Raw genomic sequence first — 13,715 nt, 5'->3', positions numbered from 1 at the left:
GGAGGCTGCCGCAGGAATGACGGGAGGAAATGCCGGTCTGCCGGAGAACACGCTGTCGTACTGGATCGAGTCCGAGCCGTTGCCGGAATTCCAGCCGCTGCAGGAAGACACGGATGCCGATGTTGTAATCGTCGGCGCAGGCATTACGGGGCTGACGGCCGCCTGGCTGCTGGCGAAGGAAGGCGCGCGCGTCATCGTGCTCGAGGCGTCGCGCGTGCTGCGGGGCACGACGGGACATACGACGGCCAAAGTGACGGCGCAGCACCATCTCATCTACGATGAGCTGATCGCCCATTTCGGCCAAGAGAAGGCGAAGCTGTACTATGCAGCAAACCGCGACGCGATGACCTTCATCGAAGGCCGGGTGCGCGAGTGGAACATCGACTGCGAATGGGCGGAGGAAGACGCCTATGTCTATGTGACGGAAAATCGGTCGGTCGCCAAGCTGGAGCAGGAGCTGCGCGCCTACGACGCCCTCGGCATCGAAGGCGAGCTTGTCGCGGAAATTCCGGTGCCCGTGGAAGCAGCGGCGGCGCTCGTCATGCGGAAGCAGGCGCGCTTCCACCCGCTGCGCTACATGCGGCGGCTGCTCGATGAAGCCGTGCGGCTCGGCGTCCGCATCCACGAGAAGACGACGGCGACCGGCGTCGACACGGACGGCGGCCGCCCGACCGTGCGGACGGAGGGTGGCCGTAAGGTCCGCTGCAACGCCGTCGTGGCGGCCAGCCACTATCCGTTCATCGACAAGACCGGCGGGCTGTTCGCCCGGCTGCACATCGACCGGTCGTACGTCGTCGCAATCCGGCCGAAGCAGCCGTATCCCGGCGGGATGTACATCAGCGCCGACGAGCCGCGCCGCTCCCTGCGCCGGGCGGGCAGTCCGGAGGGGCCGCTCGTGCTGATCGGCGGCGAGAACCACCGATCCGGCGCGGCGGAGGATGCGGAGCGGCGCTACGCCGCGCTGGCCGAATTCGGCGAGCGGCTGTTCGGCGCCGAATCGGTCGCGTACCGCTGGTCCGCGCAGGACATCATCACGACCGACAAGGTGCCGTACGTCGGCCCGCCGGACAAGGACAAGCCGAACATCCTCGTCGCGACCGGCTACCGCAAATGGGGCATGACCGGGGGCACCGCCGCCGCCATGCTGATCGTGGATCTGGCGCTCGGACGCGACAACCGGTATGCGGAGCTGTTCACGCCGTCGCGTTTTCATGCCGATCCGGATCTGCGCGTAATTGTCGGCTCGAACGCGCGGGTCGCGGGCTCACTCATTTCCGGCAAGCTGGAGAAACCCGGACGGACGCCGGAATCGCTGGCGCCGGACGAAGGCGCCGTCGTCGAGCTGAACGGCAAGCGCGCGGGCGCCTACCGGGACCCGCAAGGCGAGCTGCATCTTGTGGACACGACCTGCACCCACATGGGCTGCGAGGTGAGGTGGAACCCCGGCGAGCGGACATGGGACTGCCCGTGCCACGGCTCCAGGTTCGACTACAAGGGCAATGTCGTGGAAGGGCCGGCCATGAAGCCGCTGGCGCGGCTGGAGCCGCAGCCGGCATCATCAGAGAAATAGCGGCATGAGAAAGGCCGGTCAGGTCGACCCTGACCGGCCGTTCGCATCAATCGTAAATGCCGGAGTTGCTTCTGCTGATGCGGATGCCCGACTCCGCGGGAAACAGCCGCTCCACCATCGCGTTGAACTGGGCGATGAATCCCTGGATCGGCTCGCCGCGGCGCGCCGTCTGGATGTACTCGCTCATCCGGCTGACGAAGTCCGGCTCCTCGGACACATAGACGCGCTCAATCATCGGCGCCATCTCCTTCACATGCCGGGCGATCCGCTCTTCCAGAGTGCCGCCGGACTTGCCGTTGCCGCCGGTTTTTCCCCCGGCTGTCTTGTTGTTCAGCCCGGCGCGCGATCCCGTCCGCGAACTCGGAAGTCCGTCGGCGCCTGCGGCTCCGCGCTTCAGCCGGTCGCCGGCGTCGATCCGCTTGTTGACGGCGACATAGGCGTTGCGGTCGGTCAGGATGACATAGACGTCACTCAACCCTTCCGCCTTCCGGATCCGATCGGCGATGTCCTGGCTGGCTTCCATCCGGTAATTCTGATGGTTGCCGATCAGATTGTTGCTGTTGAGCCGGCGGCCGTACACCCGGTTCTGCTCGTTCAGCTGGTCGTTCGCGAACCGCCGGTCGATGACAAGATTGCCGTTGCCGTCCTTGAGGATTCTTTTCTCCTTGATGTTGCGATTGCCGACATCGCCCTGCGTCTCCGCGCAGCCGGCGAACATCAAGGCGCCGGCGGCCAGCACGGCGATGGCCGCTGCCCTGCGTTTCATGGCGCGCACCTCCCTTTCGAAGCATTCGATGCCATCGCCGTTAGCGTTCGCCGTCGCATCGAATCCTATTCGAGAGGGAGCAGCCGCATCAACCTTCCGGTACGACGAGCACCCAATCCTCGCCCCGGCCGGCGGTCGGCGTGAAGAACCGCAGCGCCTTATCGCCGGCAACAGCCGCTGCCGGACGCTCTTCGCCGCTGCGCGGATCGTACCACTTCGCTCCGGCCGCATTCAGGCCCTTCAGGCCGGCCGCCACATCCACATACGGTCCCGACGGCGTGTAGACGGCGGCGCATCCTTCGCCCCTTGCCGCAACCTGGCGGCCCGCCCCCTCGAAATTGCCGGCGAGCAGACCGGCGTCCGGCGTGAACCCCGCCGGCGCATACCGCTCGCCGAACGCGCGCAGCCAGCGCATCTGCTCCGCGCCCGGCCGCCGGAGCGCGTCCCGCCAGCTCATCACAATATAGTTGCCCGGATTGCCGTGCGACGCCGCGCCGGCCATCGGACCGTCCGCCATCGCCCAGACGGAATGGTGGCCGTACGTGTGGCCGCAGGCGCCCGACAGCAGCGCGTAATAGGCGGCCTTGCGCACATCGGCGGCGTCGAAATAGCCGTTCGCCGCCTTGAACCCGATCGGATGGTCTTCATAGCAAGGCTCGGCGTCCAGCACCGGTTTCACCGGCTCGCGCTCGTAATCCGCCAGCACGCGGACATCGTTGGCGATCATCGCTTCGCCGTGACCGGATTGAATCATGTTGAAATCAAGCCAAGGTTCATCATGAAGCTGCCGCGACGACGAGTCGCCGCCCTGCGGATGATAAGTGATCAGATGCGCGCCGCCGTCGCCTTCCGTAAGGCCCTCCGCCATCCGGCTGACGATGTCGAAATGCCGCCGCGTATTTAACGCCCGGTCGCCGCCGAGCACCCAGACGATGTTCGGCGCATCCCGGTACCGTTCGCCCAGCCAGCGGCCGTAACGCCAGGCATTGTCCGACGTGAAAATCTCCGGTCCTTTCCCCCAGGCTTTGTTGAACTTGTCTCCCCATGTAGGCAGGAGCGCAATGTACAGGCCAAGCGATTCCGCCAGCCGGATGACCGCATCGATATGGTCCCAATAAGAATTCGGACCGTCCGTATCGGGATATGCCGGATCGGGCAATCCGTTCGCGCCGGTCTTGAGCGGCAGCCTTCCGTAAGCATTTGCGGTCGTCACGCCTTCGAATTCCGCCAGCGCGACGGCCTGAATAACCGTGAACTGCTGCCCGGACCGCGTGCGCAAATAATGTTCGGCGTCCTCGATCGTGAGCCGGTGGAACAGCTCCCACGCCGTATCCCCCAGCCAGAAAAAAGGCCGTCCGTCCTCCAATGCCAGATGCCTTCCGCCGTTGCCGATCCGCAGCCTCTGCATCATCATCTCCGTGCACCCCCGGCAATTCAAAGTGATCAAACACCTGAAAGCGGAAAGCCGCGCGCAGGTAGACGCGCGCGGCGCAAATCCTCCCGCAGCGGAGACCGGAAATGCGGCCGAATGCCGCCTTCCGAACCTAACGCCACCTTACCGCTATGGAAGGATATTGTCCAGATGACAATGATAAGATTTTGTTCACATTTCTCAGAAACATCCGATTATTCGGATGAACCGACGATGATCACATGGACATCGCCCGGCCCGTGCACGCCGATCGTCAGATCGTTCTCGATGTCGGCCGAGCGGCTCGGGCCGGAAATAAGATGAACGCCCGCCGGCATGGCGCTCCGGCCGCCCGCGTCGAATTCGGCGAAAACTTCGCCCAGCCGCGTGCGGATCCGGTCAGCCGGCAGCACGATGAACAGCACGGGCGGCAGCAGGCTCACCGACCGGCCGCGCCCCCTGGAAGAAAGGAGCGCGACGGTGCCCGTGTACGCCGCGGCGCAGTCGGCGAGCACAACGCCCGCGTCCGCGCCGGCGGCCTCCGCGATCCAATCCGTGGCCGGATCGCGGTTCCAGACGCTTAAGCACGCGTCCGGCATCGCGCTGTCCAGCGCCAGGCCGGCGAGTTCGGGCGCATCCTGCAGGAGCAGGCTGGATGCGCCACGCTCTGCCGCCCGCTCCGCAATGTAGCGCGATGCCGCGTGCAGGTCGGGCACGCTGGCGACATGGCCGCCGGCCGCCCGGAAATTGGCGGCGAACCGCTCGCGGCGCTCCTCCGGCGGCAGCGCGAACGCGTGCCAGAAATCCGGCGCGCCGCGAAGCGCCCGGCCCGCCGGCGCCGTCCGCGGCGGATGGCCCAGCTTCGCCGCGATATGCCCGAGCATGGCGCGCTGGTCGTCCGGCATCGGCGCCGGCTCCGGCGAAGCCGCCTGGATCTGCGCTTGAACCGGCGCTTGAACATGCGCCGCATCTCCGCTGCCCCGGCGCTTCGCCAATGCCGCGCACAGCCGCTCCTCCACGGCCGGATCATGCGGCTTTACACCGCCCGTATTCAGCTTCTTCCACCGGTCGCGGAACGACTCCTGCGGCAGCATCGGCAAGGCCCGATGCTTGATCCACCCGTCCAGCGGACCGATCCGCGCGCGGATCTCGCCGCCTTTCCCGGCGAACCGCTGGCCGAACCGCGCCAGCTTCAGCGCGGCGGAGAGCCGCCCCGGCTTCGCCATCGTGAGGCCGTATGCCTTCATCGCCGCCGCCTCGCCCGCGCTGCGGTGCGGGCTTTCCGCCTTGCGCCGCCGCAGGTAGACGAGCATGTCGTGCAGCGGAATTTTCACCGGGCAGGCTTCCCAGCATGCGCCGCACAGACTGGAAGCGTTCGCGATGTCGTCCCATTCCGCGACATTCTTCTTGAGCGCCGGCGTCAGCACCGCGCCGATCGGCCCGCTGTACGTGCTGCCGTAGGCGTGGCCGCCGATGTGCCGATAGACCGGGCACACATTGAGGCAGGCGCCGCAGCGGATGCAGTTCAACAGCTCCTGGAACTCCGGATCGCCGAGCTGGTTCGACCGGCCGTTGTCGACGATGACGATATGCATCTCCTCCGGCCCGTCGCCGTCCCCCGGCCGCCGCGGGCCGCTGATGCCGGACAGGTAGACGGTCAGCTTCTGGCCGGTCGCCGAGCGCGGCAGCAGCGTCGCCATCACTTCGAGATCCGCCCAGGACGGCACGATCCGCTCCATGCCCATCAGCGTGATCTGCACCTTCGGCACGGTCGACACCATCCGCGCGTTCCCTTCATTCTCGAAAATGCAGATCGAGCCTGTCTCGGCCACCGCGAAATTGCAGCCGGTCATGCCGATGTCCGCCTTCAGGAATTCCTCCCGCAGCCGCTTGCGCGCAAAACCGGCAAGCACTTTCGTGTCGGGCGGCAGCTGCTCTCCCGCTTCTTCCGACAGCACTTCCGCGATCTGCGCCTTGTTCTTGTGGATGGCCGGAATGATGATGTGCGACGGCGCTTCGCCCGCGAGCTGGATGATGTATTCGCCGAGGTCCGTCTCGATCGCCTTGACGCCGATCTCCTTGAGCGCCTGGTTCAGATGCAGTTCCTCGGTCACCATCGACTTCGATTTGACGACCGTCTTCGCCTGAACGCGGCGTGCAATCTCCTGCACGATGCGCACCGCTTCCTCCGCCGTCCGGGCGAAATGCACCTGCGCGCCGTTCGCCCGCGCGTTCTCCGCGAACAGATTCAGATAATAGTCCAGATGCGCGATCGTGTGCAGCCGGATCTGCCGGCCGCGCTCGCGCCATGCTTCCCAGTTGCCGTGCTCCCCGGCCGCCTGCAGCCGGCCCGAGCGGAGCCGCTCCGTCGTGAAGCGGACCGCCTGGCGGAGAAAATCGTCCTCCAACGCCGCTTCCGCCCGCTCCTTCACCGTATCGCGGGAATCGAGACTCATGCGCGCTCCACCCCCTCGGCGAGCAGTTCCGCCAGGTGCATGACGCGGACGTTCGCACCTCTGCGGCGAAGATGGCCTCCGATGTTCATCAGGCAGCCCATGTCGAGCCCGGTGAGCACTTCCGCTTCCGTCTCCGTGACATGCTCCGCTTTCTCGGCGACCATCGCGCCGGAGATGTCCGCCATCTTCACGGCGAAGGTGCCGCCGAAACCGCAGCAGTCCTCGGCCATCGGCAGCGGCACGAACGTGAGGCCCCGCACCGCGGAGAGCAGCTCAAGCGGCTCGTCCTTCACGCCGAGCAGCCGGCTGCCGTGGCAGGACGGATGGTACGTCACCTTGTGCGGAAAAAAGGCACCGAGATCGCGGACGCCGAGCACCTGGACGAGAAACTGCGAAAACTCGTACGTTTTCGCCGCAAGCCGCTCGGCCTGCCCGAGGCGTCGGGCATCGTCCTTGAACAGCTCCCGGTAATGGTGGAGCATGTAGACGCACGAGCCCGAAGGCGCGATGACGAAGTCGCTGTCGTCGAACGCATCCAGCACGGTGCGCGCCGCCGCGCGGGCATCGTCCCAGTAGCCCGAGTTGAACGCCGGCTGGCCGCAGCACGTCTGGCCTTCCGGAAAATCGACCCGAATCCCCTGCCGCTCCAGCAGCCGGACCATCGCTTCGCCGACGCCCGGGAACATGGCGTCACAGATACACGTAATGAACAGTGAGATTTTCAAATAGCGCACCTCCCGGCTATACGGCAATGACCTCGATGCCGAGCGCGCGGTACGATTCGGCCGTCGGCTCGTCGAGCCCGCGGTCCGTAATGATCGTATTCACGGCGCCCAGATCGAGCGCCCGGGCAAACGCCTGCACGCCGAACTTGCTGGCGTCCGCCAGCAGAAACACATGATCCGCAATTTCGGCCATCTTCCGCTTGATCTGCGCCTGAAGGCCGGTCGATTCGCTGATGCCGCGCTCGGGATGGATGCCTTTGCAGGACAGGAACGCTTTCTCGACATGGAAATCGTCCAGCGCCCGTTCGGCGAGCGGTCCGACGAACGACAGCGAGCGGTGCGACATCAGCCCGCCCGTCGACAGCACCTCGATCCGCTCCTTGCTGCCGAGCTCCGCCGCCGCCTTGACCGAGTTCGTCAGCACCGTCAGCGGCATGTCCGGCAGAATGCGCGCCACGTACCAGGCCGTCGAGCTGCCGTCCAGCAGGATGCGCTCGCCCGGCCGGATGTGCTTCACCGCTTCCTCCGCGATCCGCCGCTTCTCCTCGGCATGCGTGATTTCGCGCTCGTAGTACGGAATTTCCTGCGGTCCGCCGGACAGATCCGCATCCCGCACACTGACGGCGCCGCCGTGCGACCGCCGGAGCCGGCCCGCTTCCTCGAGCCGGTCGAGATCCCGGCGGATCGTCTCCTCCGTCACGCCGCACAGTTCCGCCAGTTCGGAGACGCGCGCGCTGCCGCGCTCGTTCACCACCCGCACGATAAATTCCTGCCGTTCCGCAGCCAGCATGGTCTTCACCATCCCTGTAGATTCCGTCAGCCCGCCGCGCAGCTCCCCCACAGGGCAGCGCAGCGTCCGTACGCTTCCTCCCAGGCGGCCGCCGATCCCGGTTCGGGCTCGTACACCGTCACGGGGAAGGAATCCCGGATCACCTTTCTCGCCTCGCGGATGTCCGCGAGATCTCCCGACGCGATCCATTGTACCGCAAGATTGCCGATCGCGCTTCCCTCAGCCGGACCCGCCCAGACGGGGCGGCCGATCGCGTTCGCCGTCCATTGGCAGAGCAGCTTGTTCTGGATGCCGCCGCCGACCATGTGCAGCTTGTCGAACTTCCGACCGGACAGCCGCTCGGTCTGTTCGAGGATATGGCGGTATTTCAGCGCGAGGCTTTCGAGGACGCAGCGCGCGATCGCGCCGTCTTCCTGCGGCGCTGCCTGGCCCGTGCGGCTCGCGTACGCCCTGACCCGCTCCGGCATGTCGCCGGGCGCGAGGAACGACGGATCGTCCGGATCGATCAGCGCGGCGAACGGCTTCGCCGCTTCTGCCCGGGCGAGCAGCTCGGCATGGGATGCCTCCCGGCCTTCCCGCTTCCAGGTGCGGCGGCATTCCTCGAGAATCCAGAGCCCCATGATGTTCTTCAGCAACCGGTAGGTGCCGGAGACGCCGCCTTCGTTCGTGAAATTGAGCTTCCGGGCTTCCTCCGTGAGCACCGGCTGCGGCACTTCCGTGCCGAGCAGCGACCAGGTGCCGCAGCTGAGGTAGGCGAACGAATCGCTCTCCGCCGGCACGGCCGCCACCGCCGAGCCGGTGTCGTGCTCGGCAACCGCGACGACGCGGATCGGGCCGAGTCCGAGCTCCGACTGCACGCTGCCCCGAAGCTCCCCCGCGGCGGCGCCGGGCATGAGCACGGGACCGAACCAGCCCCGCGGAATGCCGATCGCCTCGAGCAGCCGATCATCCCAATCGCCCTTCACCGGATTGTAGAGCTGCGTCGTCGTCGCGTTCGTGAACTCGTTCGCCGCCTCGCCGGTCAGGAAGTACCGGATGAGATCGGGAATCATCAGGAACCGGCGCGCTTCGCGCAGCGCGGGATGATCCGCTTCCTTCATCGCGAGGAGCTGGTAGATCGTATTAAATGGAAGGAACTGGATACCGGTCCGCACGAATATTTCGTCCGCACCGACCTTCTCGAAAAGACGCTCCATCATCCCGTCGGTCCGGCTGTCCCGGTAATGGTACGGGTTGCCGAGCAGCTCGCCGCTCGCGTCAAGCAGGCCGTAGTCGACCGCCCACGAATCGATCCCGATGCCGCGGATGTCCTCGCCCCGCCGTCCGGCGATCAGCATGCCCTGCTTGATCTCGTGGTACAGGCGGAGAATGTCCCAGTGGAGCCGGCCGCCCACGGCAACCGGATCGTTCGGAAAGCGGTGGATCTCCTCCGCCGTGATCCGGCTGTCCGTCAGCCGGCCGAGCAGCGCCCGGCCGCTTCCGGCGCCGAGATCGAACGCCAGCACCGCCATGCCGCATCCGCCTCCTTATCCGTTGCGCTTCGCCAGCACGTCCCGCTCGTACGCCCGGACTTCGTCAAGCCACGTCTCGCGCACGGGCACGCCCGATTTCGCGCAATAGTAGTCCCACACCGCTCCGAACGGATACGTCTTGAATTCTTCCGTCAGCGCAAGCCGCGTCGTGTAATCGCCTTCGAGCTCGGCCTGTTTCAGCCGGTCCGCCGGCTCCAGCATCGCCCTGAGCAGCGCTTTCAGCGTGCTGCGCGTGCCGATGACCCAGGCGGCCACGCGGTTGATGCTCGCATCGAAGAAATCCAGCCCGATATGCGTCCGATCGAGCAGGCCGCAGCGGACGAGCTCCCGGGCGATCTCCTGCGTCTCGTCGTCGAGGATGACGACGTGGTCGCTGTCCCAGCGCATCGGCCGGCTCACATGGAGCAGCAGGCCGCTGGTGAACAGCGAGAGCGCCGACATTTTGCCCGCGATGCTCTCGGTCGGGTGGAAATGGCCCGCGTCGAGGCAGAGCAGCGTCCCTTTCTGGATGGCGTATCCCATGTAAAATTCGTGCGATCCGACGACGTATGCCTCGGAACCGATGCCGAACAGCTTGCTCTCCACCGCATCCAGGTGAACCGCGGGATCGATCTTCTCCGCGAACACCTCATCCAGCGCTTCCTTCAGCCGGATGCGCGGAGCGAGCCGGTCGGCCGGCGCGTCCTTGAACCCGTCCGGAATCCAGACGTTCGTGACGCAAGTCTGCCCGAGTTGTTCGCCGAAATACGCGCCGATCTTGCGCGAAGCCTTGCAGTGGTCGATCCAGAATCGGCGGACAGCCGGATCGGGATGGCTCAGCGTGAAGCCGTCGGACGCTTTCGGATGGGAGAAGCACGTCGGGTTGAAGTCGAGGCCGAGCCCCTGATCCTTCGCCCAATCGACCCAGCTCTGAAAATGCCGCGGCTCAAGCGCATCCAGATCCACTTTCTCGTCGGTGTCGGCGTAAATGGCGTGGAGGTTCACCTTGTGTTTGCCGGGAATGAGCGACAGCGCCTTCTCGAGGTCGGCGCGCAGTTCGTCCGCCGTCCGCGCCGCTCCCGGATAGTTGCCGGTGACGGCCAGGCCGCCGCCCAGCCCGCCCCCGCGGAAGAGGAACCCTTGCACGTCGTCGCCCTGCCAGCAGTGCACGGAAATTTTGATCGACTGAAGGCGCTCGATGGCCTTGTCCGTATCGATCCCGTGCGCCGCGTAGAGCGCCCTGGCCGCTTCATATGCTTGCTCGATGTTTCGTTCCATTCGCCGCTCCTCCTTATTTTACCGGGTAAGCCATGACCGACATCAGCGCGTTCTCCGCCTGTGTCGCATCCATCCTGCTGTACTGCACGACGACCGGAATGTCGCTGCGGACCTCGATCGCGTAAGGAACGCCCGCCGGAATCTGCTCGCCGTCCTTGACGAGCGAGCTCGTGCGGATGTGCTTCGTACGGCGCCCCGGCACGACATACGGGATATCTTCGATCGGATCACGGTCTTCGAAATAGATCGTGAACTTGAGCAGCGCTTCCTCGGACGATCCGTTCAGCACGCAGACCGATTCGTGGCTGACCAGCGCGCCGCTGCTCGTCTCCGGAATGTAGCCGTCCGGAATGATCCAGTGGGTGTGGCCGAAAGCTTTGTACATGGATTCGCCCTCCCTTTCAATTTGGAAGTTGATTCGTCCAATGCACAAAAGATCAGCGGGTGAACGCCGCCGGCACGCCGCCGTCGACGGTCAGCATGCACCCCGTCGTCTTCGCCGCCTTCGACGAAGCGAAGAACGCGATCGCTTCGGCGATGTCGCGCGGGTAGATGTTCACGAGCAGCGTCGTACGCTTGCGGTAATACTCTTCAAGCTGGTCGGGCTCGATGCCGTACGCGGCCGCCCGCTCGTTCCGCCACGCGCTGTTCCAGATCGCGGAGCCCTGCAGCACCGCGTCCGGCAGCACGCTGTTCACGCGAATGCCGAGCGGTCCGCCTTCGGCGGCGATGCAGCGGGCGAGATGGACTTCAAGCGCCTTGGCCGCGCTGTAGGCGGTGGCGTTTTTGCCGGCGTAGACCGAGTTTTTCGACCCGACGAAAATCATGCTGCCGCCCGTGTTCTGCTCCTTCATCACCTTGAACGCTTCGCGCGCGACGAGGAAATAACCGGTGCCGAGCACGTTCATGTTCAGGTTCCATTCGTCGAGCGACGTTTCTTCGAACGGGCTGGACGTGGCGAGTCCCGCGTTGTTCACGAGAATGTCGACACCGCCGTAGTAGAGCGCGGCTTCCTTGTAAGCGGCCTGCACTTCCGACTCTTTGGTGACGTCCATCTTCACGGCCAGCGCCCGTCCTTCTCCGTACTTCGCGTTAAGCTCCTCGGCCACCTTCTGCGCGCCCTCGAGGTTGAGATCGGCGAGCACGACATGCGCGCCTTCCGCCGCCAGCCGCCGCGCCGTCTCGCTGCCGATGCCGCCTGCGCCGCCCGTGATGAACGCGACCTGGCGGGAGAATTCCGCTTCCGGCGGAGCGAGCGTCAGCTTGTAAAGTTCAAGCGGCCAATATTCGACGTTGTACGATTCGTTCTCGCTGAGCGACACGAACTTGCCGAGCGCCGCGGCGCCCCGCATGACGGCGATCGCGCGATGATAGAGCGCGCCGCTGACGTTCGCCATCGCCTTGCTCTTGCCTGTGTTGATCATGCCGACGCCCGGAATCAGGATGACGCGCGGCGCCGCTTCGAACATGACGTCGCCTTCATTCTTGTTGCGCTCGAAGTAGGCTTTGTACTGCTCCTTGTAGGCGGCGATGCCGTCGATCAGTTTCTGCTTGAGGCCTTCGACATCGTTCGCGTCCGGCGTCCAGTCGACGAAGAGCGGCACAACTTTCGTGTGAACGAGATGGTCCGGGCAGGCGGCGCCGACCTGGGACAGCTCGGGCGCGTCCGCCCCGCCGACGAACGTGAGCACATCTTCTTCATCGTCGAACGCGAGAATCATCTTCTTGTCGCCGCTCACCGCGCCGCGCACGGCCGGCATCACTTCCGCGGCGATCTTGCGGCGTGTCTCCGCCGGCAGCGGCGCGTGCTTCTGCCCGCCGAACAGCTTCGCGTTGTCGACGCGCGCTTCGATGTACGCCTCCGCCTCGTTGATGATGCGGATCGTCTGCGCGTAGCACGCCTCCGCCGTTTCGCCCCACGTGACAAGGCCGTGCTTCTCCATCAGGACGAGCTCGGCCTTCGGGTTGGCGAGCACGCCTTCGGCGATCATTTTCGAGAGCTTGAAGCCCGGGCGGATGTACGGCACCCAGACGAACCGGTCGCCGAAAATCTCTTCCGCGATCTGCCGGCCGTTGTCCGCGCAGCAGATGCTGATGATCGCGTCCGGATGCGTATGGTCGACATGCTTGAACGGCAGGAATGCGTGCAGCAGCGTCTCGATCGATGCGCGCGGATGTTTCGCGTCGATCATGCAGTGTGCGAGGTACGCGACCATCTCCTCGTCGGACATGTCATCCCGCTCGAACAGCGGATGGATGTCATCCATGCGCAGGCCGGTGAAGTTGTGCGCCTTCATCGTCGCGAGGTCGGAGCCGCTTCCTTTGACGTACATGACTTTGACGTCACGGCCGCGGAAATCTTTCACGATCATTTTGCTGGACGTGTTGCCGCCGCCCCAGTTGCAGACGCGCCGGTCGCGGCCGAGCAGGTTCGAGCGATAGACAAGTTCTTCGAGGCCGCCCTTCAGCTGCGACGCCGCGGACGGGTCCCACAAGTTTTGCACCATCGTTGCCATTCCCTCCGAAACGGATGTTGGTTTTCTTCTGATTTCATACTATCATTTTTGTTTATCTTTGTATAGATTTATTTTTCTTTGTTTTCTTGGGGATAAAGATGACTGGAATAGCCATGCGCGTGGCTGATGAAATGCGGGGCCGTGGTACTTGTTCGCGGACTTTAAAAAGGTGCTCTCCGGTTCCTTTTCGTCCATATCCCCGTCGCTCAACAAGAGGGAATGCAAGAGGAACATCATGAAGACCGCAAGAAGATCAGGAAGCTCGTGCCGGGCAAATGTTGAGTAATCGCCAGGCCGTGATGGCAGTCATCGTGAAGCAACCGTTGAGTTGAACCATGATCGGAAGATGTTCACTGAACCAAATGCGATTCTTTGTGCTCAACCGACAGTAGACAGAAGGTTGGCAAATACTAAGGCGTTCAGCCGGCGGTTGAGAAGAGTACGGTGAACAGTCAACTTTAATCTCTCGGTAATAAGAAAGCGTTTTCAACTTTACGGACGATTGACAGAAAATCGAGAGTCCATCGCGCGGAAAGCCTTATGCCAGAGAAATGACATCTAAGACGCCTGCGGCAGCAATCGGGCGGCAAGCGCCTTCAATTCGGCAATCATCCGGCGCGTATTCCGGTACGTCTCCCAGTCCGGGCGGCCGGGTACGGGACGGGCCCTCAACTGTTTTCGGGTCGGTGCGC

The 13,715-nt window shown here is 64.6% G+C and carries 10 protein-coding genes and 1 pseudogene; 1 reads left to right on the top strand and 10 read right to left on the bottom strand.

The features are described from left to right. Positions 1-16 precede the first annotated feature (16 nt). Complete coding sequence (locus C6W55_RS17480; protein WP_286894090.1) at positions 17-1,570, top strand: FAD-dependent oxidoreductase; 1,554 nt, start codon at positions 17-19, stop codon at positions 1,568-1,570. Positions 1,571-1,616: 46 nt separating this feature from the next. On the opposite strand, the gene C6W55_RS17475 is transcribed toward C6W55_RS17480, so the two are convergent. The 10 genes and pseudogenes from C6W55_RS17475 to C6W55_RS18305 form a co-directional block, all read right to left on the bottom strand. Then, positions 1,617-2,336, bottom strand: a complete 720-nt coding sequence (locus C6W55_RS17475) for a YhcN/YlaJ family sporulation lipoprotein (RefSeq protein WP_213484132.1) — start codon at positions 2,334-2,336, stop codon at positions 1,617-1,619. Between the two features lie 88 nt (positions 2,337-2,424). Next, a complete protein-coding gene (locus C6W55_RS17470; protein ID WP_353682056.1) occupies positions 2,425-3,750 on the bottom strand; it encodes a glycoside hydrolase family 140 protein in 1,326 nt (441 codons plus the stop codon). Positions 3,751-3,962: 212 nt separating this feature from the next. Next, positions 3,963-6,203 (bottom strand): LutB/LldF family L-lactate oxidation iron-sulfur protein, encoded by a 2,241-nt coding sequence (locus C6W55_RS17465; RefSeq protein WP_286894089.1) that lies wholly within the window; start codon positions 6,201-6,203, stop codon positions 3,963-3,965. After that, complete coding sequence (locus C6W55_RS17460) at positions 6,200-6,928, bottom strand: (Fe-S)-binding protein (protein ID WP_286894088.1); 729 nt, start codon at positions 6,926-6,928, stop codon at positions 6,200-6,202. The genes C6W55_RS17465 and C6W55_RS17460 overlap by 4 nt, the downstream gene beginning before the upstream one ends. 16 nt (positions 6,929-6,944) lie before the next feature. Further along, positions 6,945-7,718, bottom strand: coding sequence for a DeoR/GlpR family DNA-binding transcription regulator (locus C6W55_RS17455; RefSeq protein WP_286894106.1), 774 nt, complete (start codon positions 7,716-7,718; stop codon positions 6,945-6,947). A gap of 26 nt (positions 7,719-7,744) precedes the next feature. Next, positions 7,745-9,229, bottom strand: coding sequence for a rhamnulokinase (locus tag C6W55_RS17450; protein ID WP_286894087.1), 1,485 nt, complete (start codon positions 9,227-9,229; stop codon positions 7,745-7,747). Between the two features lie 15 nt (positions 9,230-9,244). Beyond that, the gene (locus C6W55_RS17445) at positions 9,245-10,507 is read right to left on the bottom strand and encodes an L-rhamnose isomerase (protein WP_213484136.1); all 1,263 of its coding nucleotides are present in this window, start codon (positions 10,505-10,507) and stop codon (positions 9,245-9,247) included. A 13-nt stretch (positions 10,508-10,520) separates the two neighbouring features. Continuing rightward, a complete protein-coding gene (locus tag C6W55_RS17440; protein ID WP_213484137.1) occupies positions 10,521-10,892 on the bottom strand; it encodes a sensory rhodopsin transducer in 372 nt (123 codons plus the stop codon). A 52-nt stretch (positions 10,893-10,944) separates the two neighbouring features. Next, complete coding sequence (locus C6W55_RS17435; RefSeq protein ID WP_286894083.1) at positions 10,945-13,014, bottom strand: bifunctional aldolase/short-chain dehydrogenase; 2,070 nt, start codon at positions 13,012-13,014, stop codon at positions 10,945-10,947. Positions 13,015-13,581: 567 nt separating this feature from the next. After that, positions 13,582-13,715: pseudogene (locus tag C6W55_RS18305) on the bottom strand (transposase); the annotation flags it as partial.

The sequence above is a fragment of the Thermobacillus sp. genome, assembly GCF_003390775.1.
Taxonomy (GTDB): Bacteria; Bacillota; Bacilli; order Paenibacillales; family Paenibacillaceae; genus Thermobacillus; species Thermobacillus xylanilyticus.
The sequence above is the reverse complement of the archived record's forward strand: the minus strand, read 5'-3'. Positions and strand labels throughout refer to the sequence as shown.